General features: G+C 51.6%; 20 protein-coding genes. 16 read left to right on the top strand and 4 right to left on the bottom strand.

Annotated elements, in window-relative coordinates; all coding sequences use genetic code 11:
* The first annotated feature begins 76 nt into the window (after nt 1-76).
* Complete coding sequence (locus tag DEP07_RS10420; RefSeq protein ID WP_122963908.1) at nt 77-427, top strand: hypothetical protein; 351 nt, start codon at nt 77-79, stop codon at nt 425-427.
* Between the two features lie 142 nt (nt 428-569).
* On the opposite strand, the gene DEP07_RS10415 is transcribed toward DEP07_RS10420, so the two are convergent.
* Nucleotides 570-1994 (bottom strand): L,D-transpeptidase family protein, encoded by a 1425-nt coding sequence (locus DEP07_RS10415; protein ID WP_217022347.1) that lies wholly within the window; start codon nt 1992-1994, stop codon nt 570-572.
* Nucleotides 1995-2061: 67 nt separating this feature from the next.
* Between DEP07_RS10415 and DEP07_RS10410 the strand changes: the two genes are divergently transcribed.
* The 5 genes from DEP07_RS10410 (at nt 2062) to DEP07_RS10390 (ending at nt 6511) form a co-directional block, all read left to right on the top strand.
* Entirely contained in the window at nt 2062-2763 is a 702-nt protein-coding gene (locus DEP07_RS10410) for an AAA family ATPase (protein WP_122963910.1), read from the top strand.
* A 108-nt stretch (nt 2764-2871) separates the two neighbouring features.
* Nucleotides 2872-3420, top strand: a complete 549-nt coding sequence (locus DEP07_RS10405; protein ID WP_122963911.1) for an RNA polymerase sigma factor SigX — start codon at nt 2872-2874, stop codon at nt 3418-3420.
* Entirely contained in the window at nt 3417-4595 is a 1179-nt protein-coding gene (locus DEP07_RS10400; RefSeq protein WP_122963912.1) for an anti-sigma factor family protein, read from the top strand. Before DEP07_RS10405 ends, DEP07_RS10400 begins: the two co-directional genes overlap by 4 nt.
* Nucleotides 4596-4710: 115 nt before the next feature.
* Entirely contained in the window at nt 4711-5673 is a 963-nt protein-coding gene (locus DEP07_RS10395; RefSeq protein ID WP_242774879.1) for an ABC transporter ATP-binding protein, read from the top strand.
* Nucleotides 5645-6511, top strand: coding sequence for an ABC transporter permease (locus tag DEP07_RS10390; protein ID WP_063228018.1), 867 nt, complete (start codon nt 5645-5647; stop codon nt 6509-6511). The genes DEP07_RS10395 and DEP07_RS10390 overlap by 29 nt, the downstream gene beginning before the upstream one ends.
* 126 nt (nt 6512-6637) lie before the next feature.
* Here the strand turns inward: DEP07_RS10390 and DEP07_RS10385 are convergent, their stop codons facing one another.
* Nucleotides 6638-6859 carry a hypothetical protein gene (locus DEP07_RS10385; protein WP_122963914.1) on the bottom strand — a complete coding sequence of 74 codons (222 nt, stop codon included), beginning with the start codon at nt 6857-6859 and terminating at the stop codon, nt 6638-6640.
* Nucleotides 6860-7086: 227 nt separating this feature from the next.
* Here DEP07_RS10385 and DEP07_RS10380 point away from each other — a divergent pair, with 227 nt between their 5' ends.
* The 3 genes from DEP07_RS10380 (at nt 7087) to DEP07_RS10370 (ending at nt 10844) form a co-directional block, all read left to right on the top strand.
* A complete protein-coding gene (locus tag DEP07_RS10380) occupies nt 7087-8397 on the top strand; it encodes a CitMHS family transporter (RefSeq protein ID WP_122963915.1) in 1311 nt (436 codons plus the stop codon).
* A 102-nt stretch (nt 8398-8499) separates the two neighbouring features.
* Nucleotides 8500-10086, top strand: coding sequence for an ATP-binding protein (locus DEP07_RS10375; protein ID WP_122963916.1), 1587 nt, complete (start codon nt 8500-8502; stop codon nt 10084-10086).
* Nucleotides 10087-10124: 38 nt separating this feature from the next.
* Nucleotides 10125-10844, top strand: a complete 720-nt coding sequence (locus tag DEP07_RS10370; protein ID WP_122964069.1) for a response regulator — start codon at nt 10125-10127, stop codon at nt 10842-10844.
* 21 nt (nt 10845-10865) lie between these two features.
* Here the strand turns inward: DEP07_RS10370 and DEP07_RS10365 are convergent, their stop codons facing one another.
* The gene (locus DEP07_RS10365; RefSeq protein WP_122963917.1) at nt 10866-12347 is read right to left on the bottom strand and encodes a sensor domain-containing diguanylate cyclase; all 1482 of its coding nucleotides are present in this window, start codon (nt 12345-12347) and stop codon (nt 10866-10868) included.
* A gap of 115 nt (nt 12348-12462) precedes the next feature.
* Nucleotides 12463-13107: a tRNA (guanosine(46)-N7)-methyltransferase TrmB gene (trmB, locus tag DEP07_RS10360; protein WP_242774884.1), complete on the bottom strand. Its 645-nt coding sequence runs from the start codon at nt 13105-13107 to the stop codon at nt 12463-12465.
* A 453-nt stretch (nt 13108-13560) separates the two neighbouring features.
* Here trmB and DEP07_RS10355 point away from each other — a divergent pair, with 453 nt between their 5' ends.
* The 7 genes from DEP07_RS10355 to DEP07_RS10325 all read left to right on the top strand — a co-directional run bounded on the left by DEP07_RS10355 (nt 13561) and on the right by DEP07_RS10325 (nt 23610).
* On the top strand, nt 13561-14061 hold the full coding sequence (locus DEP07_RS10355) for a C40 family peptidase (RefSeq protein ID WP_122963919.1): 501 nt from the start codon (nt 13561-13563) through the stop codon (nt 14059-14061).
* 396 nt (nt 14062-14457) lie between these two features.
* Nucleotides 14458-15903: a polysaccharide deacetylase family protein gene (locus DEP07_RS10350; protein WP_371736944.1), complete on the top strand. Its 1446-nt coding sequence runs from the start codon at nt 14458-14460 to the stop codon at nt 15901-15903.
* A gap of 115 nt (nt 15904-16018) precedes the next feature.
* Nucleotides 16019-17476 carry a polysaccharide deacetylase family protein gene (locus DEP07_RS10345; RefSeq protein ID WP_122963921.1) on the top strand — a complete coding sequence of 486 codons (1458 nt, stop codon included), beginning with the start codon at nt 16019-16021 and terminating at the stop codon, nt 17474-17476.
* Nucleotides 17477-17502: 26 nt separating this feature from the next.
* The gene (locus DEP07_RS10340; protein ID WP_122963922.1) at nt 17503-18816 is read left to right on the top strand and encodes a nucleotide sugar dehydrogenase; all 1314 of its coding nucleotides are present in this window, start codon (nt 17503-17505) and stop codon (nt 18814-18816) included.
* A 20-nt stretch (nt 18817-18836) separates the two neighbouring features.
* The gene (locus tag DEP07_RS10335) at nt 18837-20699 is read left to right on the top strand and encodes a glycosyltransferase (protein WP_122963923.1); all 1863 of its coding nucleotides are present in this window, start codon (nt 18837-18839) and stop codon (nt 20697-20699) included.
* Nucleotides 20700-20744: 45 nt separating this feature from the next.
* Nucleotides 20745-22508 (top strand): polysaccharide deacetylase family protein, encoded by a 1764-nt coding sequence (locus tag DEP07_RS10330; RefSeq protein WP_242774888.1) that lies wholly within the window; start codon nt 20745-20747, stop codon nt 22506-22508.
* A gap of 34 nt (nt 22509-22542) precedes the next feature.
* Entirely contained in the window at nt 22543-23610 is a 1068-nt protein-coding gene (locus DEP07_RS10325) for a glycosyl hydrolase family 18 protein (protein WP_173599137.1), read from the top strand.
* The last annotated feature ends 2 nt before the right edge of the window (nt 23611-23612 follow it).

Below are 23612 nucleotides of genomic sequence, written 5' to 3'. Positions count from 1 at the left end.
TCGACAGATTCAGCTATTTGCACATCTTCTTTCGCGTGGTACAATACCAGTAAATCGGGAGACAGGGGGACAGTCCATGTCTGACTTCGCACAAAGAGATTTGCCCACTTTTTTCAAGGAACAACTTAGCCGAGCCAAAGTGAATTTTGAGCGAGCTCTCGACTGTAAACATACCGATTTTGACGACCTGTACCCATATATGAACGAGCAGCCACAGTTTTTCTGGTACAAACGCTACGTCGCTTGGTCAGAGCTGTTGACTGTCGTGCGGTTGGCGGAGGAATTAGGCGTCGAATGGACAGAAGATTTCAGTGAGCAGCAGGTGGAGTTTATCAAAGGCAAGGTTCTGCAAGGCAAAGTGCTCGACTACTGGAATCCGGAAGAAGAACAGGAAGAAACGATCAGTCAGTTGGAAGAAGAAAAATAAGACCAAATACAAGTAGCGCGTTCCCGCTTGGGGAGCGCGCTTTTTTCGTCCGCGGATGCGGGTTCGGCGACTGGCTTGGATGGAATCTCCACGTAACCAGACGAAGGGCTGATTCGTCTTTTCAAAGGAAAAAGGCTGCACATTAATGCAGCCAGGTGTAAATGACTTGTGGCGTTTCTTCTTCCGGTCCCGCCGGAAGGACGAACAAAGGCGGATTGCTCCACGGGCTTGCGGGAGCAGGGGCATCCGAGATGATAAATTCGGTGCCCAGTGAGACGAAGGAGTACAGTTCCTCCACAGCGGCATTGAGCAAGCGCACACAGCCGAGAGACACGGAGGTTCCGATGCTCTCCGGATGGTTGGTGCCGTGGATCGCATAGCCGTTTCCTTGAAAAACCATCCCTCGTGTGCCGTATATGTTGTCATGGCCGCGCGGTTTGTTGATTTTTTGCAAGATCGTATAGTACCCCTCTGGCGTCGAGTCGTTTTTGCCGATGCCCGCCGGATAGCTGCGCACGAGATGCGTGCCGCTCAAAAGCTGGAGCGTGTGCGACTTTTGTGCAAGGCGAACTTGCAGCGGTTCCAAAGGCGACAGCGGCTCAGGATAGCCGGGAAGCGGCAGGACATCGCGCAAGCTTGCCCATGCCGCTCCGCTCTGAAAAGCAGCGGGGTGATACGGATAGCTTTCCAGCAAGAGACGTTTTGGCGGAACAGGGATTTGCGGCAAATAGTTGCCGGGATAGCTTGCTGCCAAATCTGCCAGCCTGGTTGGAAGGGTCCCTTTTTGCTGATAGTAGCGATAGAGGGCATTGCGCAATGTCAGCACGTGCTGAAGTGTTTGCTGCTCGGTTGCGAGGTCTGTGCGCGCTGTTGCAAGCGCCGCCTCCTGAGCGAAGCTGGCTGGTGCTGCAAACCAGCGCTGGCTGATGACACTCCGGCTGGCGGGATTGTATTGCACAATCCCTTTCACCTGTTTGGGCTGATAAAACAACAGTGGCGTAAACAGCGGCGATCCGGGCACTTCCGGAACGACGATGACTGTATACGGCTGTGTCAGCGCCGGACGACGCCCCTCTACATAACGGCGAACCTGGCTCTGCAATTGTTTCGGGTCAAGTGCCGCAGGAACCGCAATCACCTCGACATGAGGCTGCGATCCAGCAGGAGTGCCGACAGGCTTTTCCGCTGTCTGTGTGCGGGCAGCAGGAGCGGCATCTTGCAAAGGCCCGGGTGAGAACACAAACTGGGCGTACAAAAAGGCGAGTGCCGCCAGAAGCAAGCGTGCCTGGTTGCGCCAGTTCTGGCGTTTTTGCTCGCGAAGCAATTTTTGATAGGCGTCTCGCGCCTCGTTAAAATAAGGGCCTTGTTTGGCAAAAAGACTTTGTCTGTAAGCGGCGAGCGCCTGCTGCGTGTCGCCTTGCGCTTCTTTTGCTTGGCCAAGATGGTACCAGCCAATCGCTTCATCCGGGTGTTGCTGGGTAAACCACCGGTAGAAGGAGAGGTCGCTTTGCTCTGGATATTTCATATGAAAGGCGCTTTTTTCCTGAAGAAAGGAAACCTTGTCCACCGATACTCCCCCCTATATGGTTGTATCGGCGTGGCTCGACAAAAAAGTGAGTGTGGAGGGGAAAATAATGGTTTATTTACGGACGATCAAGCTGTTACGCGAGAAGTTTCCCGAGGCGGGGCGGTATCCGTTTGACCTGCCGTCGCTGCGAAATTTGGAGGCGATTGAGCTGGACACGAGCGTGACTTTTTTGGTCGGGGAAAACGGTTCGGGCAAGTCGACGATGCTCGAAGCCGTCGCGTATCAGTGCGGCTTTCACACGGCTGGCGGATCGCGCAACAATTATTATGACGTCCACAAGTCCGAAGCGAGTCTGGGCGACTATATCCGGCTTTCCTGGCTTCCGAAGCAGACGAACGGTTTTTTCTTGCGGGCCGAGAGCTTTTACCAGTTTGCCAGCCACATCGACTCGATCGGCGGCAGCGGCAGTTACGGCGGGAGGTCGCTGCACGCGCAATCGCACGGGGAAGCGTTCATGTCGCTGTTCACCAACCGCTTCAACAGCAAAGGCATTTACTTGCTGGACGAACCTGAGGCGGCCCTGTCGCCCAAACGTCAACTGGCCTTCTTGTTTTTGATGCGCGAACTGGTGGCAGAGGGCGCGCAGTTTGTGATCGCGACTCATTCCCCGATTTTGATGGGCTTTCCCGGAGCGAAAATCTTCAGCTTTGACGAATCGCCTGTGCAGGAAGTGCGGTATCAGGAGACGGAGCACTACCAACTGACCCGGCGGTTTTTGGAGAAGCCGGCTGCTTTTTTAGACGAATAACGATTTTTTTTAAAATATCCTGTCACAAAAAAGGTCCCGGCGGTTTCTATAAGGTGTAGAACGCGATAGAAGCTGAGTCAGCGGCCTTTGCAGGAAGGAGGAGACGTGATGGAGGTGCAGGCAAAACTGGCGATGAACCAGACGCGGGTGCAAGACGATGCAGACTCGTTTCACGATCTGTTTACCGCTTACTACCCGTTCGTTGTCCGGCAGGCGATGCGGATTGTCCGCGAGCAGCAAGCAGCAGAAGATGTCGCTCAGGAAGTGTTTCTCTCCTTTTACGATACAGATCGCTCCACTGTAGAGAATATCCCGGCTTGGCTATCCAAAGCGGCACTCTATGCAGCCTGCAACTATTTGCGATCAGAGAAGCGCAGGCAGGACAGGCAGGAGCGCACTACTGCGGATCAGGCGCACACCACGCCGTCATCCGAGGAAGCATGGCTGGAAAAAGAAGCGATCAGCCACGTGCAAGAGGTGCTGGACGAGCTGGATGAGCGTGAGCGTACTTTGCTGGTCATGAAATACTCCGGCTTTCCCTACGCCGAGCTGGCAAAAGCGACTGGAACTCCGGTTCAATCTGTCGGAACGATTTTGGCGCGAGCGAAAAACAAATTTCGCAGGCTATACGAGCGGATCAGGGGGGAAGAGGGATGAAATGTGCAGATACGGGCTTTATCCAGGCTTTTCTGGATGGAGAGTGCGAAGCCCGGGAGAGCGAGCAGTTCCGCAGTCACCTGACGGAGTGCGAGCAATGCCGCGCTCGCCTGGATGAGCTGATGGCTTTGGACGTTTGGTCGCGGGAACAGATCGAAGCAGACGTATTCGCCCGTGCCGATCAGGTGAAAGTGAACACGGACGCAGCTTGGCAGCGGTTTTCGCAAACAGTAGGAAAGGCAAACAAGAGCAATCAGTTGCGTGAGTGGAATCACCACAAAGAGCGCAAAGCAAAAAGGAGCTGGAACGAAATGAACAAATCGACGAAACGCTGGGTAACAGCGGCATCGGCAGCAGCTGTGGTCGCCGTGTCTCTGTCTTTTCCGCAAGTACAGGCGGCGGCTAATGACTTTTTGTCCATGTTTCGCATGAGCAAAGTCGAATTTGTCAAAGTGACGCAAGAAGACTTGCAAGAAGTGGAAAACTGGATGGCAAGCGGCAAAGCCGGGGAGATCGATCTGAAAGGAATCGGAAAGATCGAAATCGACGGAATGGATGACAACAAACAGGAAAGCCGTAACCACTACTACAACAACCGGGAAGCTGCGGAAAAAGCGGGAGTCAAGCTGCCGTCAGTGCCTGCCGACATGGCTGTGGAAGGGGTAGAAGTTACCTCGCCGTATCGCATGCATCTCGAAATCGACACCGAGCGGGCAAACAAGCTGCTTGCCCAACTGCAAATCGATGCTCGCTTCGACGACGAGCTGAATGGCAAGCGCATCTCGCTGGAAGTGCCGAAAATGCAAACAACATATATCGGCACCGGAAAAGAGAGCTATTCCTACACGATTGTGGACGCGCCTGAGCTGAAAGCTCCCGATGGCGTAGATCTGGAAAAGCTGCGCGAGACGATGCTGGCTCTGCCGTTCATCCCGGAGCAAGTGAAAAAGCAAATGCTTGACATCAAAGACTGGAAACATACGATTCCTGTTCCGTACATGGCGGACGGCAAAAGCGACATGAAAGAAGTCAAAGTGAACGGCGAAGAGGGCATGCTGCTCACAAGCGAGTACAATACGCATCTCGTTTGGCAAAAAGACGGGAAAATCCACATTTTGGATGGCAGCGAAAAGCGTGGAGAAGAACTTCTGGCTTTGGCAAAACAGCTGAACTAAAGAAGCAGCATAAAGCGAAATATAAAGCGGAATGGCAGAGTTTTCCTGTAGGGGAGGCTCTGCTTTGTCCCGTTTTCCGCTAAAGTTTCAAGTTTCAAGTTTTAGGAGGCATGAGATGTCCAATTACGTAATCGAGACCTGGGATTTGTCCAAGCAGTACAACGGCAAGGCGGGCTGCAAAAACATCACTTTGCAAGTGCCGCGTGGCAGTGTGTTTGGATTTCTCGGGCAAAATGGCGCGGGGAAAAGCACGTTTGTCAGAACGATGCTCGGTCTGCTGCACCCGACAGCGGGCAAGGCCGTCATGCTTGGGCATCCGATCGGCACGGTGGAATCGCGGCAAAAGGTCGGGTATTTGCCGGAGCTGTTTCGCTACCCCGATTGGCTGACGGGCCAACAGCTCCTGGAGCACCACGCCCAGCTGTGCGGATTGTCCCGTTCCCAGGGCAGAGCGGTCATCCGGGATGTACTGGAGCAGGTAGGGATGGCAGGGCGTGAGCGCGAGCGCATTCGCGGCTATTCCAAAGGTATGCAGCAGCGCATCGGAATCGCTTGTGCGCTCTTGTCCGATCCCGAGCTGATTTTTTTGGATGAGCCGACCTCGGCGCTGGACCCGATTGGACGAAAAGAAGTGCGCGAGTTGATTACCAGGCTCCGCGATCAAGGAAAAACGATTTTTCTCAACAGCCATTTGCTGAGCGAGATGGAGAGCGTCTGCAACTATGTAGGGATTATTCACCGCAGCGAGCTGGTCGTGCATGGAGATTGGCGCAAGCTGAGCAGCGTTGCCCCGCAGGTGGAGCTTACGGTGGAAGCGGCGAGTTTTTCGGCGGGTGAGGAGCTTCCGGCATTCGTGACAGAGAGCAGATTGCTCAGGGAAGCTGCTTCTCGCGCCACGTGGCTTTTGACTCTGGATCAGGACAACCGGGTTCCGGCTCTTTTGCAGGCACTGGTTGGCCGAGGCGCTGCAGTACATGAGGTTGTGCAAAAGCAGCAATCGCTGGAGGAAGTATTTTTGTACTGGGTGCAAAAGAAGGAGGGGGAAGCACATGTGGCCGATCATGAAAATCACGTATAGGGAGATGATCTCCAAGCGGATTTTTACGATTACGATATTGATGTCGCTGGCTTTCCTGTTGCTGTTTGGCGTAGCGACCTGGTATGCGGCGCGGGAAATGAACGAGTCATGGGGTGGCAGGGCAAGTGACATGCTGCTGCAAAAAAACTTTTTCTCCACGCAACTGCTCGGCATGGGCCTGTACTTTGGTTCGTTCATTACGGCGCTGCTCGCGATCCTGAGCAGTGTCGGCAGTATTGCCCACGAAGTCGAGAGTCATCAGATTGATACGTGGTTGGCCCGGGCGTTGCCGCGCCACCGATACGTCCTGGGGAAGTTCGGCGGATTGACGAGCATGCTTGTCCTCTATGCGCTCCTGATGTTTCTCGGCATTCTCGGGATCAATCAATGGGTTGGCGGAGGCATGCTGGCGGTTGACGTGAGTGCGCAGCAAATAGGGACGTCGCTCGGGTATTTTATCCTGATGCCAGTGATTCTCGTCTGCGTCTCCTTGCTGCTCAGCAGCATCACGACGACGGTAACAGGCGGCATCATCCTGATCATTTTGTACGGAATCAGCTTCATCGGCGGGTTTGTCGAGCAGATCGGGTCGATTTTGGGGGAGAACGCACTGATCAACATCGGGATTATATCCAGCTTGTTGTTTCCTACCGATTCGCTGTTCAGACAATCGACGGTCGCGCTTTTCGAGGCAGCGGAGGACCCGATTTCGTTTGCTTCCCAGGGGATATTTGGCACCACGTCTCCGCCAAGCCAGTTGATGTTTTTCTACACGCTGTTTTACGGCGCGGCGACGCTGGCGCTGGCTGTCCGGTTGTTTGGAAAGCGGGATGTGTAGATCGCACAAAGATGAAAATGATAGCAGCCCGAGCCGTGAAGAGACGGACTCGGGCTTTTTTCTGGGAAAAACGTCGAGACGTTTTTCATGAAATGGGATGTGAGTGCTTGCGGTCAACAGGACGGTCTAGCGTGTGTCAAGGTGGTCGGATTGCGGGGGAGCGGCTGGTTCTTTTTGTTCGCCTTTTTGTAGAAGCTGGATCAATTGGTCCAGCTTTTCATTTCGTTCTTGGTCGAGGGCAATTTTGTTGTTCATGAACCGGATCAGGCTAATGAGCAAATAAATGATCAGGCCGTAAAACAAAAGCATGATGAACAGTGGGATGGATGCGATTCCGAAATCGAGCATGCAAACCTCCGTTTGGAAAAATATAGGTTGTCACTATTGTACCATTTAAACGAATAAGCAGACAGGCGTATCGTGAATTTTATGACGTTTATGACAAAAATGCGGGTAAAACTGTTTATGCGCAAATTGTATTCGGATTTTTACGAACATTGCTATAATGACAGCAGCAAATGAAAGCGCATTCGTACACGTTGTTGTAAGCGCATTCTCCCAAGGAGGAAAAAGGTATGCTGTCATGGCTTGGCTTTTTAATGGTAGCCGTTTTCATGTATTTGATCATGTCGAAGCGACTTTCGGCTTTGGTTGCACTTATTGTGGTTCCTGTTGTGTTTGCTTTGCTCGGCGGCTTTGCGGATCAGCTTGGCACGATGATGCTTGCCGGTATCAAGCAGATTGCGCCTACGGGAATCATGCTGCTGTTTGCCATCCTGTACTTCGGAATCATGATGGATGCTGGCTTGTTTGATCCGTTGATTGCGAAAATATTGCAGATCGTCAAGGGCGATCCGCTGAAAATCGTCGTCGGTACGGCGATTCTCGCCAGTCTGGTCGCATTGGACGGAGACGGTACGACGACTTACATGATTACGGTCACGGCCATGTTGCCGCTGTATCAACGAATGGGGATCAAACCGATGATTTTGGCGGTCATTCCGATGCTTGCGCTGGGCGTCATGAACATGGCGCCGTGGGGCGGTCCGACTGCGAGAGCGATGAGTGTGTTGGGACTGGACGCATCCGAGCTGTTTACCCCGCTCATTCCTGCCATGGCTGCCGGGATCGCTTGGGTCATTTTCGTCGCCTGTATATTGGGCAAAGCAGAACGGAAACGGCTGGGGATTATCGAGCTTGGCGGTGCATCTCGCGCATCGTCGCCAGCACAAGCCGAGTTGGCGGCGGCTCATGAAGCAACTGCGAGCAAGCGTCCACAGCTGCTCTGGTTTAATCTGCTGCTGACCGTTGCGCTGATGCTCGGACTTATCACCAGCTTTTTGCCTTTGCCCATCTTGTTCATGATCGCGTTTGCCATCGCGCTGTTGATCAACTATCCCAAAATGGAAGACCAGAAGGAGCGGATCGCAGCGCACGCGGGCAACGCTCTCGCGACTGTCTCGATGGTCTTCGCTGCCGGAATTTTTACAGGCATTTTGACCGAGACAAAAATGATTGACGCCATGTCGAATACGGTTGTCTCCTGGCTGCCGGACTCGCTTGGCTCGCACATGCCTGTATTGGTCGCTTTGACCAGCATGCCTTTTACGTATTTCATGTCCAACGACGCCTATTATTTCGGCGTGGTGCCGATTTTGGCAAATGCGGCAGCAGCGTATGGGGTCGATCCGGCAGAGATCGGGCGGGCGTCGATTCTCGGCCAGCCCTTGCACGTTTTGAGTCCGCTGTTTGCCGCTCAATATTTGCTGCTGGGGATGGTTGGCGTGGACTACGCGCAGACGCAGCGCTTTATCATGAAATGGGCATTCGGCACTTCGCTTGTCATGATCGTTGTCGCGTTGCTTACGGGAGTGCTCACGTTGTAGCAGAGAACTTGCGAACTTGCGGGAAAAAGAGGCCGGGCGAAGGGCCTCTTTTTCAGTTGGACGCAAAATTGGGTTACAATGAGAAGAAGGGGGGAGAGGAACGTGCGTTTTCACAGCAAGCTGATGTTGATCATCTGTTCGCTCCTGCTAGGTGTCATCGTGATTTTGGGGATTACGTTTGAGCTGATGCTCGCGGATGCCCTGGAAAAAGAGATTGGCAGACGGGCGTTGGACACGGCGAAAACCGTGGCGCAAATGGAGGAAATCAAGCAGGCGTTTTACACAGAGGACCCGGCCAAAATCATCAATCCGATTGCGGAAAAAATCCGGGTAAGCACGAACGCCGCTTTTATTACAGTTGGCAATTTGCAAGGGATTCGCTACTCCCATCCAGACCCGGATGAAATCGGCAAGCCGATGGTCGGGGGCGATAACGAAACGGTGTTCGAAGGAAACTCGATCATCTCGGAAACGGTCGGATCGCTGGGGCCTGGCCTCAGGGGAAAAACGCCGATCTATAATGAAGCAGGGCAAGTGATAGGAGTCGTATCTGTCGGATTTTTGTTTGCCGATATTAATGAGACGATTGAATCGTACCGCGACCGGATTGTGCTTGTCGGGATCATCACGCTGCTTTTGGGCGTCGTGTGTACGATGCTGCTTGCCCGGAATGTCAAAAAAGCGATTTTCGGCTTGGAACCAGCGAGCATCGGACGGTTGTATCAGGAGAACCAGGCTGTGCTTGAATCGATTCGCGAAGGCATTGTGGCGGTCAACGAGACAGGGGCGATCACGCTTGCCAATCAGACGGCGCAACGACTGCTCGGCCAAAAGCAGGAAAAGGAGCGCGATTGTTTGACAGAGAAGCAGGACGACCTGGTGCACGCGCTTGGCCTCACGGAAGTAATCGAGACGGGGGAAGCCGAGTTTGACCGCGAAGCGCTGGTGAACGAGCAGGTGCTGATTGTCAACCGCGTGCCGATCAAGGATGCGAACAACCAGATCACGGGCGCTGTCGCCAGCTTCCGCAACCGTTCGGAATTGTTCGAGGTGACGCAGGAGCTGTCCAGGGTAAAGGAATATGCTGAAGTGCTCCGCTCGCAAACGCACGAGTATTCCAACAAGCTGCACCTGATCTCCGGTTTGATCCAGCTGGAGTCGTATCAGGAAGCAATCCAGTTTATCTCGTCCGAGCTGGATGCACACGTCAGCCACACGCGATTCATTTTGCAAGAGGTGCCAGATCCGCTGATCGCCGGACTTTTGCTCGGCAAGCTGAATCAGGCCAATGAGCGCAAAATTGAGCTGAAAATCGATCCGGAAAGCAACTTCCGCGAAATTCCAGCGGCTATTGATCGCGCCCAACTGATTGTCATTTTGGGAAATTTGCTCGATAATGCGATGGATGCCGTCTGGGCACCGGGCGCCTTTGCCCAGGAGATCACGATCTTTTTGCTCGATATGGAAGAGGTGCTGTTGATCGAAGTAGAAGATCGCGGCCCAGGCATCTCGCGGGAACATGCCGAGCGGGTATTCGAGCTTGGCTTTTCTACCAAGCAGCAGCCGAATCACGGGTACGGCCTGCATCTGGTGCAACAAGCGGTTTCCCAGCTGCATGGCAATATTACGCATACAGGTAATCCGGCGGGCGGAACTATTTTTACGGTGACGCTGCCGAAAGAGGTTTGAACGTCGCAGATGAAGGAGGGAGAGCTGTATTGAAGAGCATGGCGGGAAAAAGCGCAATACGGGTTTTGATTGTAGAGGACGATTTGAGGATTGCCGAAGTAAATCGTCGCTTTGTGGAAAAGGTGGAAGGGTACGAGGTTGTCGGCATTGCAACCAATGCCCAGGAAGCCAGGGATCAGCTGGAGCTGCTTCAGCCCGATTTGGTGCTGTTGGACATTTATTTTCCGGACATGGACGGACTGGATTTCTTGTCTGTGATCAAGGAGCAGTTTCCCGCGTGCGACTGCATCATGCTGACAGCAGCCAAAGAGGTGGATACCGTCGTAGAAGCGATACGCTACGGCGTCTTTGATTTCATCACCAAGCCGCTGATTTTTGCCCGCCTGCAACAGACTTTGCAGAGCTACCAGGAGTTCAGGCAAAAAGTGCGGGAGTGGAAACAGGACAGGGAGCAAATCAGCCAGGCCCAGATTGATGAGCTAATTTCCCGGACAAGCAGCAAAAAACCAGCGGAAGGAAGAGCCGTCAAAGGGATTGATCAGATTACACTGGACAAAATATCCGGTTATCTGATGCAAACACAAGAAGCTACTACCGAGCTGGTCAGCAAAGAAACGGGCATCAGCCGTTCAACGGCCCGTCGCTATTTGGAGTATCTGGTTGCTATTGGCGAAGCCGTCGCTGACCTTTCCTACGGCGTGGTTGGACGGCCAGAACGTGTGTACAGAATGGTGAGCGGGCGAAAAGACGGCAACTGAACAACTAGCGGCTTTTCAGGATTAAACCAGCGGATGAGCGCCGCCGACCATGTCGGACAGCTCCTTTTTCCGTCTGGTTTTTTCTTTGTACATGGCTGCATCAGCTTGCTCGATCATGTCCTCGATCGTTACATCCATACCAGAGCAGAAATAAAACAGTCCGTGGCTCGCCGTAATGAGGTACGGCTTTTTCTGGGCGGCATTGATCGCCAAAAACTGCTGCCAGATGACGTCCCAAAGCGCATCGACTGCTTCTTGCGACTTGCCGGTAAAGAGGATGATGAACTCGTCACCGCCGTAGCGAAACAAAATGTCGTCAGCGCAGATGACGCCTCTGATCACATCGCACACCGTCGTGATCAGCGCGTCGCCCTCCCGGTGTCCGTACTGGTCGTTTACTTGCTTGAGATTGTTGATGTCGACGAAGCAAATCGTGCATGAAATCCAGGAGCTGCGGGATTCAGCGACGATCTGTTGCAGGGCTTCGATCCCGCTCCGGCGATTCAACTGACCAGTCAGCAAGTCGATCGAGGCGTGCTTTGCCAGCTCGCTTTCTACTTTTTTCAACTCGGTGATGTCTGTCATCCCGGATAAAATGCACGGGATGTTGTCGTACTCAATCACTTCATAGTGAACCATGGCCCAACGGGTAAAGCCCGGCGCGCTTTTTTGCTGGAGCACGTGGTTTTTGATGCTGCCTGTTTTGCGCAGTTGCTCGACGACTTCCTGGCGATCTGCTGCGTCCTGAAAAACATAGCTCGTGTCGTAACGTTCTTCGTCACCTGCTGTGCAGGGCCATTCTTTTTGGGCGCGCTCGTTCATCAGCAAAATGCGCCCGTCAGAGAGGCGGGAGAGAAGCAGCGGGTACGGATTGATGTCAAACAATTTGCGCAAATTTTCCGCTGATTCCTTTTGCTCACGCTTGTAGTTGAACTCTTTTTTTCTATAAGAATGGAAAGCAAGCACGATGAAAAAGGAGATGCACACCGTCATGCTCGTATTGATCTGTTTGGCGTGAAGCGAGAAATCATCCTGGGGAATTTGCGCCAACACATACAGAAACAGCAAGTGACAAGGCACAAGAATATAGGCGAAGTACCGCGGGCGCAGCGGAAAGACGGCTGCAACCCCGATGAGCACGACGACGTAGGCGTCAATATTTCCCGAGAGTCTGTGGCTGTTCAAAGACGACAGAGCGCTTGCTAGGACGTAGCCCGCCACGAACAAAATGATCAGAGAGTGCGGCCAGGAGGAGCGCATGAAGCTTTCGCTCTTCTGAAATTTTTGATAGATGAAGACGAGAATCAAGGAGGCGATAAAGCCTGATGTATGTATAGAAGTAAGCGTGTAAAGAAACAGCGGATTGCCGACGTCTTTAAGCAGGACGAGATCGACGTACAGAAAGACGGGATAGCACAAAAGCAAGAATATCGAGGTCATCCGTAACCGCGCGAACAAAAGGCTGTTATTCCATTCGTGAAAGGCATCATCGTAGCGATTCATATGCTTTTCTCCCAATCCTTTGCTTGAAAGATCGAAAAAACCCCACGCAAGCACGAGCTGTATCCATAGCGTGTTCGCGTGGGAGTCATTTACTTGTAAAAGCGTTGCGCTTCGCTTACTTTATCAAGCAGCTGGCTTCTACCCGGTAGATTCGCTGTCCTCTGGAAGAAAAGCGCTCTTCGTACTCGGTCATCACGTTTTCTTCTGCGAGCTTCGATTGGTGAAGATCAAAGGTGATGTTCTTCATCTGAAAGCGCTCGGCAGCGAATTGATTGAGGGAGAACTCAAACAGCTTTTCGTTGTCGGTCTTCATATGAATTTCGCCGTCTTGGGTGAGCACCTGGCGATAGTTGTTCAGGAAGCTGGCGTAGGTGAGGCGGCGCTTGGCATGGCGCGCTTTTGGCCACGGATCGCTGAAATTCAAATAAATCCGGGCAATTTCATGATCGGCGAACAGTTCACTGAGCTTGGAGGCGTCGAACTGGATAAATGCCAGATTCGGAATCGTCTCGTACTCGGTTCGCTGCAAGGCCCGCAAAACAACCTCTGCTTTCAGTTCAACCGCAATGAAATTCGTATCAGGGTGACGCTTTGCCAGTGTATTAATGAAGCGTCCCTTTCCACAGCCGATCTCCACGTGGATCGGATGGTCATTTCCGAAGCGTTCCTTCCATCTTCCTTTATAGGAAAGCGGGCTGTCTACAAATGTCGGATATTCACGCAGGGCCGCTTCGGCGCCTGGGATGTTACGCAGTCGCATATGTTCCTCCTTCAAAACGAACTCCTATCTACTTTACGATGACTCTCAACAGGTTGCAAGCATAGAGAAGAGAGAGAAGGAAGAAACCATTTTTGCCCGCGTGAAAATAGCGCGAAAAGGGATTTTTTGCAAGTGGGTATAGGTCATAAGTCGCATATGATGCGGACAATCGGCGAATCGCACTGGATACAATTGGACAAAACCGGAGGAACATTTTGGCATGAAAATAAACTGAAAATTTAAGGAATGCCTGTTACAGCGGGCTTGAGGGCGTCAAGCGGAAATCACATCCATTTGTTCAATCGGTTTCTGCCAAGTTTTTGGTAATTTCACAGCGCGACAGCTTTGGTAAAGTAGAGAACAAGTGAGAGGTCACCCAAACTTTGCATAAATAAAGCTTCTACCGAAACCATCTCGTAGAAGCGCGTTCTGTCAAAAGGGAGGATGAACAACATGAAATTGCGAAAAACCCTCATCGGAATCGTAATGGGATTGACTTTAGGAGTAACAGCGATTGCACTGCCAATGCCAGGAGAGCAAAATGTAGCTCACGCAGCCTGGACGCAAGCGAAGGCAGACAAAGTCATCAGCACAGGTAAAAAATATCTGGGGACCCCCTATAAATTTGGTGCAAAGAGCTCGACAACAGCTGTTTTTGACTGCTCTTCTTTCACGCAGCGCGTATTCCGTGTAGCAGTAGGCAAAAGCTTGCCACGTACCTCGCGTGACCAGGCGAAAAAAGGCGTGAGTGTGTCCAAGGCCAACCTGAAAAAAGGGGATTTGGTATTTTTCAAGGCGAGCACGACGACGAAGTCCAAGCGGATTACTCACGTTGCTATTTATGCGGGAAACAACAAGATTCTACATACCTACGGGCAACCGGGTGTGACCTTTACCGCATTTAAAGGAACGTCCTGGGAGAAGCGCTTCGTTTCTGCGCGACGTGTTCTGTAGCTGATTCTTTGTTCTCTTACTTAGTAATACGTCTCGCAGCGCAGATTGTTGCGAGAAAAGCGCAAGCAAATTTTGGAAAAGAACAAGCCGCAATGCTTCTCGGAACGATCCTTTGTGGATCGTTCTTTTTGTATACGTGCGAAAATGGTAGAAAAGTGACTGATAATGTTTATGGTAAACTACAATATGTATGTTGTTCATTCATAAGCCGTTTATGTAAAATGAACACAGGCATACGCAGGGAAAGTGTGGAATTTAGGGCTTTACTACCTCTTTAAAAGTAGTGTATAGTGCGAAATTAGAAAGAAAACTGCTTTTCTGGAACTTTTTTCATAGGTAAAATTACCTATATTGTCATTCTTGTACATATTTTATGACAAGGGGAAAGGAAACTTGATGGTTACTACGCGTACGCCACGCAAACGGCGGGTTCTGCCGTGGAGTGCATGGATGATTGCAAGCTCTTTGCTTGTCGGCTGCCAGTTTGGGGTTGAAGAAGCAAACAACGTTCCGAAAGCGAATACGACTCAAACGATTCCCGCGAGCAACGGTGAGAAGAGCAAAGTCATTCCTTTTGTATATACAGCAAAGAAAGAACTGACCCTGACCTTCAACGGGATGGGGGATGACGCAACCATGAAGAAGCTGCTGGACGAGCTGGACAAGTACCAGATCAAAGCGACCTTTTTTCTCCCGGGCATGCGGGTTGCGGAAGAGCCGGAGATCGCCAAGGAAATCCTCAAGCGAGGGCATGAAATCGAGAACAACACGCTGAATCACTTGGACGATGCCCAACTCAGCTATGAGCAAATCTACAAAGAGATTCAGCTTGGCAACGACGTAATCAAAAAGCAGACCGGAGTTACTCCAAGCTATGTGCGCACCAAATCGGGGGATGTTACCGATAATGTCCGTCTGGCTGCGGCTGCGTTGGGAATGAAAGGCGTAGTCAGCTACAGCATCAATCCGAAAGACCGGGACATGAAAAAGGATGCAAAGGCGATTGGCGAGTACGTGGAGAGGTTCATGACCAGGGGCGGGATTATTACGATGAATACAGACATCAATCCCGAAGTGATTCCCGCCATCTCCTATATTGCGAAAGCGGCCAATGACATCGGCTACAAGCTCGTTCCGCTGGGGGAGCTTGTGAAAAACGGAGGAGAGCGCAAGCCGCTGGAACAAATTCCTGGCTATGATGCGGCAAAAATCAATCCCGACACGAAAAATGCCACCTATCACCTCATCTATCAGATGGAGACGAACGAACCGAAAATTGCCCTGACTTTTGACGACTGGGGCAGCGACAAGACGGTTACGAAGATTCTCGATATTTTGGAAGAGCACGATGTCGTCGCGACCTTTTTCCTGCGGGCAAAAGGGGTAGAGGACAACCCCAACCTGGCGCGGGCGATGGTGGAAGGCGGGCACGACGTGGCGAACCACAGTTACAGCCATCCGGTCGTCACGACGATTTCGCCGCAGCAGTTGCAAGAAGACTTGGTGAAAGCGCACCGTGTCATTACAGATGCGATTCAGCAGCAGCCTGTGATGCTGTTTCGTCCACCGACAGGAGTCGTTAACGACGAGACAGCCCGATTGATCTCGGCAGTCGGATACAAAAACATCGCGATGTACGACGTGACGATGCTGGACTGGGATGCCAGACACAGCGCCGATGATATCGTCAACGGAATCATGACCAAGACGAAAAACGGCAGCGTCATTTTGCTTCATATGCTCGACAACATACATACAGTTGAAGCGCTGCCTGTTGCCTTGGAAAAGCTGAAACAGAAAGGCTTCAAATTCGTCAAAATGGCTGACATGGTTCCAAAGTAAAACGCGGGAAAACTGCCTGGAATTGACTATAGCTGTTTTCTTTCATAAGGAGTAGTATGAAGGACTGTAGTCGAGGAATTTTCTTTGCGTATATCGGGAGAAAAGGAGAAAAGACATGCCCAAAAAGATAGGAAGAAACCAAAAATCATTCTTGTTTTCCATAGCCATGGCGATGCTTGCGATTGCCGTGTTAGCAGGATGCGCTCCGCTGCACGATCGGGGCCAGCCATTTGGCTACGCTGCGCAAAAAACCAAAACGACTCAAAAGATCATTCGCTATACAGGAGAAAAAAGCAAGGGCATTCCTTTCGTCTATACGACCAAGCGAGAACTGGCTCTTACCTTTAACGGGATGGCTGACAGCAAGAAGATGAAACAGCTGCTCGATGCACTGGACAAGCAGCAGATCAAGGCGACTTTCTTTTTGCCTGGCATGCGTGTAGCCGAGGAGCCGAATCTGGCAAAAGAAATCGCTGCGCGCGGCCATGAGGTCGAGAACAATACACTGAATCTGCTCGATCTGAGCAAGCTTCCCTATGACAAGATCAGCTCCGAGATCAAGCTGGCCAAAGATGTCATTGAGAAGAAGGCAGGGATTAAAACACGTTACGTGCGAACAAAATCGGCGACCTATACCGATGACATTTTGTTGGCCGCAGCGGGCGCAGGCCATGAAGCTGTTATCTCCACCAGCCTGTTTTTGCATAACTGGGAAAAAGAGACAGAAGAACAAAAAATGCGCTACGTCAGAAAATACATCAATCGTGGCGGGATCATAACCATGGACACCGTTGAGAGCAAGCAACTCGCCGAGAATGTTGCTCTTTTGGCGCGGGCAGCAAACGATGCCGGATATCGCTTTGTTCCTTTGAAAGACTTGATTGCAGGCAGCCAAGAGAGAAAGCCAGCTGAGCAAATTGAAGGCTATGACGCTGCGAAAATCAATTTGGATGTTCAAAATGTTACTTATCGATATGTACAAAGAGACGAGTCAGACAAGCCGCAGATCGCCCTGTCTTTTGACGACTGGGGAAGCGATGCTACTGTCACAAAAATTTTGGACACATTGGACAAGTACCAGATTAAAGCTTCGTTCTTCTTGCGGGCCGACGGGGTGGCAAAAAATCCGAACCTCGCCAGAGCGATATATGAAGCAGGACACGATGTGGCGAACCACACGTACTCTCATCCCGTTTTGACCAAAATCACAGTGGCTCAGATGCAGGAAGAAATCGTCAAAGCGCATCAGATCATTACAGGCGCGATTCAGCAAAAGCCGACCATGTACTTCCGACCACCGACCGGAGCCATTAATGACAATACATTAAAAGCTATTTCAGCGACTGGTTACCATACCATTACGAACTTTGATGTAGATCCTTCCGATTACATGAAAACAAAGACGGCGGACGAAATTGCAAACATCGTCATCGAGAAAACAAAAAATGGCAGTGTGATCCTGCTGCACATGCTCGATGACATAAAAACCGTAGACGCGTTGCCAACCATCATTGAGAAGCTGCAAGAGAAAGGCTATACGTTTGTGAAAATGTCAGAAATGTTTGGTTCGTAATCGACAATGAGAGAGGAAGAAACATCATGGATCTGTTTGACGCAATTGTAGAGCGCCAGGAAAAAATTGCTGTCGTCGGACTCGGATATGTAGGGTTACCAGTAGCAGTTGCGTTGGCAGAAAAAGTGTCTGTAATCGGTTTTGATGTCAATCGTGCAAAAGTGGATAATTACCAAAACGGGCTATGCCCGGATGGAAGCATGGACGAGGAGCGGCTGCGAGCCAGTACGATTGACTTTACGTCAGATGAAACAAGACTGTCGGAAGCGCGGTTTTTCATCGTCGCCGTGCCCACGCCGATCAAGAGCGGCAATGTGCCTGATCTGCACTACGTACAGGCGGCGACGCGGACGGTAGCGAAACACATGCCGAAAGGATCGGTTGTCGTCTTCGAATCGACCGTGTATCCGGGAGTGACCGAGGAAATATGCATCCCGATACTGGAAAGCGAATCGAACATGCGTTGTGGAGAGGATTTCACAGTCGGCTATTCGCCGGAGCGCATCAATCCGGGCGATGACGTGCACCGTTTTGAATCGATCGTGAAGATTGTATCAGGCATGGACGAACAAACATTGGATACGGTGGCACGGGTGTACGGGCTGGTTGTGGAGGCGGGCGTGTATCGGGCGGAGAGCATCAAGGTCGCCGAAGCAGCCAAGGTCATTGAAAATGCCCAGCGCGACATCAATATTGCGTTCATGAATGAGCTTGCGATGCTGTTTCATCAGATGGGCATCGATACGAAGGCTGTGCTGCAGGCTGCCCGGACGAAGTGGAACTTTTTGCCGTTCACACCCGGTCTGGTAGGAGGGCACTGTATCGGCATCGATCCGTATTACTTGACCTACAAGGCAGAAGACAGCGGGTACCATTCCAAAATCATTTTGGCGGGTCGCCACATCAATGACGGGATGGGCAAATACATCGCGGAACAAATCATCAAGTCGGTTGTACGGATGAAGCTGGACGTCAAAAACGTGAAAATCGGCATCATGGGCTTGGCCTACAAGGAAAACTGCCCGGATATTCGCAACTCGAAAGTAGTGGACATTGTTTCCGAGCTTCACGAGTACGGGATTGTGCCGCTTGTCGTCGATCCGCTGGCTGATCCCAGACTGGCGTACGAGGAATACCGGATCGAGCTTTCCCACCCGGATGCGCTGAAAGAATTGGACGTGGTGATCGTAGCGGTTCCGCACGCCTTTTTTGCCAGCATGAGCGTGGACGACTTCGATGCCATGTACGGAAGCGGTCAGACAAAAATGATTTTCGATATCAAAGGAGTTTATCAAAAAGCCGATTTTGTGAATAAGGGTTACCATTACTGGAGCTTGTAAGAGGGAGTGGAGAAGCGACAGTGATATTCAAAAAGAAAAAGAAAAATACAGATGAAGTGCTGACGGTTTCTCGAGCGGATCGGCGACTCCTCTCCAATGTTCCAGACCCAGAAAATATTCGGACACAGGCAGATCGAAGAGGACAGGCTGCGGATGTGGCTCAGGATGATCCAGCTTACCTGGACAGGTTGCGGATGCTGAGCCTGCGTTACATGGCCAATTTTGATGTCGTGGTCTACACGCGCAAGAAACAGAAAAAAAGCGCGTTCAAGGGGCGCGCAGTCGATATTTCCACAACAGGTCTTTTGTGCGAATTTGGGCCAGCTGCCCAAGAGCGGCTGTTTGTGGGAAAAACGGTTTCGATTCATTGCGATATTCCCCCAGGCACGATGCCGGAAGGATTTGAATCATCCGTCAAGTTAGAGGCGAAGGTCGTCCGAAACTTTACGAAGACCGAGGATGAGCAGGAGAAGCTGATGGTGGCGTTTGAATTTGCCAAGCCGCTGACAGAATATCTGCAAAGAAAACGATGGGGCTACGCCATTTACGGCTCCAGCGCCATGCTGTTGTTCTCGACGATTTTCATCATGCTCATGCGCGCGGAGAGCGTGATTTACTTCCAGTACAACATTCTTTTGTACATGTACAGCTTGATCGCGGCGGCTTTTTTGCTGACCCGCTACTTTTTTGGCGCCCTGTACCGGGATGTGCCGATCAATCCGGACTTTACGCCGGGAGTCTCGATCATCATCCCGTGCTTTAACGAAGAGGAATGGATTCACCGCACGATTTTGAGTTGTGTCAATCAAAACTACCCGATCGACAAACTGGAAGTAATCGTGGTCGATGATCGCTCGACGGACCGCTCGGTGGAGCAGATCGAGAAGGTCATCGAGATGATCCATAACGAGGCCGACCGCTTCATGACGAGAGAAAGGGTGCGCATGCATGTCCTGCCCGAAAATGGCGGGAAGCGCGTCGCTCTGGTCAAAGGCGTGGAGATGGCGAAGCACGATCTGGTCGTGTTTGTGGACTCGGACAGCTTCCTGGAGCCGACCGCGATCCGCCATCTGGTTCAGCCTTTTCAGGACCCGAAAATGGGCGGCGTAGCCGGGCGGACAGACGTGGAGAACAAATACACGAACTCGATTACGAAGCTGCAAACGGTTCGGTATTATATCGCTTTTCGCATCATGAAAGCGGCAGAAGCCTGGTTTGACAGCGTGACGTGCTTGTCCGGGCCGCTGTCGTGCTATCGCAAAGATTTGATCACCAAGCATTCCGATGCCTGGCTGAGTCAGAAGTTTCTCGGTCAGCCTGCGACTTTTGGCGACGACCGAAGCATGACCAACTACATTTTGCAGACACATCGAACCTCTTACCAGGACTCGGCCATCTGTTCGACGATTGTGCCGTCGAAGATGAGCGTGTTCTTGAAGCAGCAAATGCGCTGGAAGCGTTCGTGGCTGCGTGAATCGCTGCGGGCCAGCATGTTCATCTGGAAAAAAGAGCCGTTCATGGCGCTATTCTTTTACATTGGCCTGATTGTTCCGATTGCAGCACCTGTCATCGTGTTGTACAACCTCGGATACGTTCCGCTCGTCCATCACGTGTTCCCCGGAACGTTTTTGATGGGGCTTTTGCTGATGGCGATGCTGATGAGTCTGGCTCATTTGCTGTTCCGCAGGAGCAAGCTGTGGGTGTTCGGGTTTGTTTTTTGCGTGTTCTACGAATTTGTCTTGCTTTGGCAAATGCCTGTCGCCTGGGTGACGTTCTGGAAATCGACCTGGGGCACACGGGAGACACCGCAAGACATTGAGGCGAAATTGAAAAAAGAAGCCCGAAAGCAAAAAGGCAAAAAAGGATTCAGCTTGCCGTTTTAAACACAGTTGCTGCGTGGGAGATTTCGAGAGCAAGGGGGGGATGAGATGAGAGGAAAGCGTAGTGCCGCCCTGGATTACAAAAAGAAGGATCGCCGAAAAAAGATTCGCACTGTCTGGCAATTTGCGATTTTGCTGCTTGTCGGCATGATTGTCTATCAAGCCGTTTTCGATACGAAACAATACGTGCAGGCAGATACGACACAGTGGCAAAATCAAAAAGGATTCATTGCCCTTTCCTACTTTGGCGTCGGGCGCAACGGCACACCGAAGCTGATTGCCAAAGAGCTGCTGGATGAACATCTGAAGGCGCTCCGCAAGCAAGGCTACGTGACGATTTCGCAACAAGATGTTCTGGATTTTTACCAAAAAAACAAGCCGCTGCCAGACAAAGCTTTGTTTCTCGCTTTTGAAGATGGGCGAAACGACTCTCATTTGTTTGCTCAGCCGCTTCTGGAAAAGTACAACTACAAGGCAACTGCGCTGACGTACGCCAACAAGATGGGCAACAGCGACAACAAGTTTCTCCAGCCCAAAGATTTGCTGCGCATGCAGGAAAAAGGCTTCTGGGAAATGGGCACAAACGGTTATCGGCTGACCTACATCAATATTTTTGACCGGGACGGCACGTTTATCGGCGTGAGAGACGAAAACCAGTTGCCTACGAAAAACCACGTGGAGTATTACAACCATTTTTTGATGGACTTCATCCGCGATCAGGACATGATTCCGGTGGAAAATCGGACGCAGATGGAAGAACGGATTACCCACGACTATCAGTTGATGAAAGATATTTACACCGAGCAGCTCGGGTCTGTCCCGCGCGTGTACATGATCATGCACGCCAATACGCTCTATCAAGGGATGAACCGGCTCGTTTCCGATGTCAATGATGCGAACATCCGCAAGCTGTTCGCCATGCATTTCAACCGGGAAGGCAACGTGTACAATTCGCGTGACGAGAGCTTGTACAACTTGACTCGCGTGCAGCCTGCCCCTTATTGGTCGACCAATCATTTGCTGATGAAAATTCAGAAGGATACGCAGCAAAAGATGAAATTCGTGCTGGGAGACGAGAACCAGGCGAAACAATGGGAGCGCATGAGCGGAGCGGAAGAATTTAAGGACAACCGACTGATTTTGACTTCCCCGCCGAGCGAGAACGGCCAGATTTATTTGCGCGACAGCGAAAACTACAAGAATGTGGGCTTTACAGCAAAGCTCGAAGGCAACGTCGTCGGCAAGCAAGCGATTTATTTGCGCTATGACCGCAAGAAAAACTCGTTCATGCGCCTGACTTTGGAAAACAATGAACTCAAGCTCGAAGAGAAAAAGCCCGGCAGCGCTGTAAAAGAGCTGTCCAAGACCAAGCTCGGCGAGGTACAATGGAAGCCGGAAGATTTGGCGTACGACAAGGCGACCGTCTACAGCAAGGCCCAGACGGAAGCGGGTGCTCCCAAGGAAGACGAGGGATACCCGATCAATATTCAACAATCTAGGCTGCTTGACATCACTCTCCGGGACAATCAGTTATCTGTGGCTGTGGACAAACAGCTGCTGATAGACAAACAGCAAATAGATGCTACCATGGAGAAAGGCGGCTTGGCACTGGAAGCCCAGTACAGCAAGCAAAACAAAAAAGATGACATTTACGATGCGATTTTTACGGACATGAGCGTGTTTGTTCCGACCAATGGCGAGGCGAGCGATGCTATCCTGTTCAAAAATTCGTATTCGGGCTGGGATGAAGTGGTGCACGTATCGGAGAAAGCGTTCCATGCTGCCATCGACTGGGTCATCGAAACGTTCTAACATAGAAGGAAAAGGGGAACCAGGTCAGGTGACGATGAAGAAGCGGTTCAAAAAACAGACGATTGTTCTCGCAGTATGCCTCAGTGCTATTGGGACGTTACTCGGGGGCTGCGATATCTTGGGAAGCACTTCCGATTCGTGGAAAAGTGTGGAGGCGGCAGAACAGCCGATGGAGAAGACAGCCTGGGTCACGGACTGGCAATGGATGGACGGCTCCGCGGATTTGCAAGGCATGACGAACGGTTTGACCAGTGTGCAGATGTTTGCCGCCTATTTTGACGAAGCGGATCAACTGCTGTTTACCGATATGTTCAAAGAGGGGTTGCCCAAAGTCCAGGAAATCTCGCGAAAAAGCAGTCTCGTCCATGTGGATTTGACGATCGTGAACGATCAGAAGCGCAAGAATGGCACGGACAGCCAAAAGGACCCGGCGATCGTAACGCGGCTGATGGCGACGCCGCAAAGCCGGACGAAGCACATCGACCAGATCATGGAGGCGGTAACGACGTACCAGTTCCATGGGGTGGAGATCGACTACGAACGGGTTGCGGACAAAGACTGGCAGAACATGCTGCTGTTTATCCAGGAACTGCATAAGCGCCTTCAGGCAAAAGAAAAGACCCTCCGGGTGGTGCTGGAGCCGCGGACGCCGATTGAAACACTCGCGCTGCCCAAAGGCCCCGTCTATGTGATGATGGCGTACAACCTGTACGGAACCTCGACCGGGCCAGGACCGAAAGCGGACCGGGCGTTTATCAAAGAACTGGCAACCCGCATGAAGGTCGTGCCGGGAGAAAAGGTAATCGCTATTGCGTCTGGCGGGTTTGACTGGACAGCTTCGGGCAAGGCGGTCCAGGTAACGGAGCAGCAAGCCGTGTATTTGGCGAAAGTCAATATGGCGCAACCGCAGCGTGACGAGGCGAGTGGCAGCCTTTATTTCCAGTACGTAGACGAGCAAAAACAGAAGCACACGGTTTGGTATGCCGACGAGACGACATTGCAAACCTGGTCGCAAGTCATTGCCAGTGAAGGCTACCACAAGCTCGCTTTGTGGCGCCTGGGTGATTTGAGTCCGGCAAGTGTTTCGTTCATGAATGAATAAGA

Source organism: Brevibacillus sp. (assembly GCF_003521185.1).
In the GTDB taxonomy this organism is placed as follows: Bacteria; Bacillota; Bacilli; order Brevibacillales; family Brevibacillaceae; genus Brevibacillus; species Brevibacillus parabrevis.
Note: the sequence above shows the minus strand (reverse complement) of the source record. Positions and strands in the feature narration are given on the sequence as shown.

Coding starts and splice junctions, on each gene's coding strand:
- DEP07_RS10420 (WP_122963908.1), top strand. CDS start 77: ATGTCTGACTTCGCACAAAGAGATTTGCCCACTTTTTTCAAGGAACAA.
- DEP07_RS10410 (WP_122963910.1), top strand. CDS start 2,062: ATGGTTTATTTACGGACGATCAAGCTGTTACGCGAGAAGTTTCCCGAG.
- DEP07_RS10405 (WP_122963911.1), top strand. CDS start 2,872: ATGGAGGTGCAGGCAAAACTGGCGATGAACCAGACGCGGGTGCAAGAC.
- DEP07_RS10400 (WP_122963912.1), top strand. CDS start 3,417: ATGAAATGTGCAGATACGGGCTTTATCCAGGCTTTTCTGGATGGAGAG.
- DEP07_RS10395 (WP_242774879.1), top strand. CDS start 4,711: ATGTCCAATTACGTAATCGAGACCTGGGATTTGTCCAAGCAGTACAAC.
- DEP07_RS10390 (WP_063228018.1), top strand. CDS start 5,645: ATGTGGCCGATCATGAAAATCACGTATAGGGAGATGATCTCCAAGCGG.
- DEP07_RS10385 (WP_122963914.1), bottom strand. CDS start 6,859: ATGCTCGATTTCGGAATCGCATCCATCCCACTGTTCATCATGCTTTTG.
- DEP07_RS10380 (WP_122963915.1), top strand. CDS start 7,087: ATGCTGTCATGGCTTGGCTTTTTAATGGTAGCCGTTTTCATGTATTTG.
- DEP07_RS10370 (WP_122964069.1), top strand. CDS start 10,125: ATGGCGGGAAAAAGCGCAATACGGGTTTTGATTGTAGAGGACGATTTG.
- DEP07_RS10365 (WP_122963917.1), bottom strand. CDS start 12,347: ATGAATCGCTACGATGATGCCTTTCACGAATGGAATAACAGCCTTTTG.
- trmB (WP_242774884.1), bottom strand. CDS start 13,107: ATGCGACTGCGTAACATCCCAGGCGCCGAAGCGGCCCTGCGTGAATAT.
- DEP07_RS10355 (WP_122963919.1), top strand. CDS start 13,561: ATGAAATTGCGAAAAACCCTCATCGGAATCGTAATGGGATTGACTTTA.
- DEP07_RS10350 (WP_371736944.1), top strand. CDS start 14,458: ATGGTTACTACGCGTACGCCACGCAAACGGCGGGTTCTGCCGTGGAGT.
- DEP07_RS10345 (WP_122963921.1), top strand. CDS start 16,019: ATGCCCAAAAAGATAGGAAGAAACCAAAAATCATTCTTGTTTTCCATA.
- DEP07_RS10340 (WP_122963922.1), top strand. CDS start 17,503: ATGGATCTGTTTGACGCAATTGTAGAGCGCCAGGAAAAAATTGCTGTC.
- DEP07_RS10330 (WP_242774888.1), top strand. CDS start 20,745: ATGAGAGGAAAGCGTAGTGCCGCCCTGGATTACAAAAAGAAGGATCGC.
- DEP07_RS10325 (WP_173599137.1), top strand. CDS start 22,543: ATGAAGAAGCGGTTCAAAAAACAGACGATTGTTCTCGCAGTATGCCTC.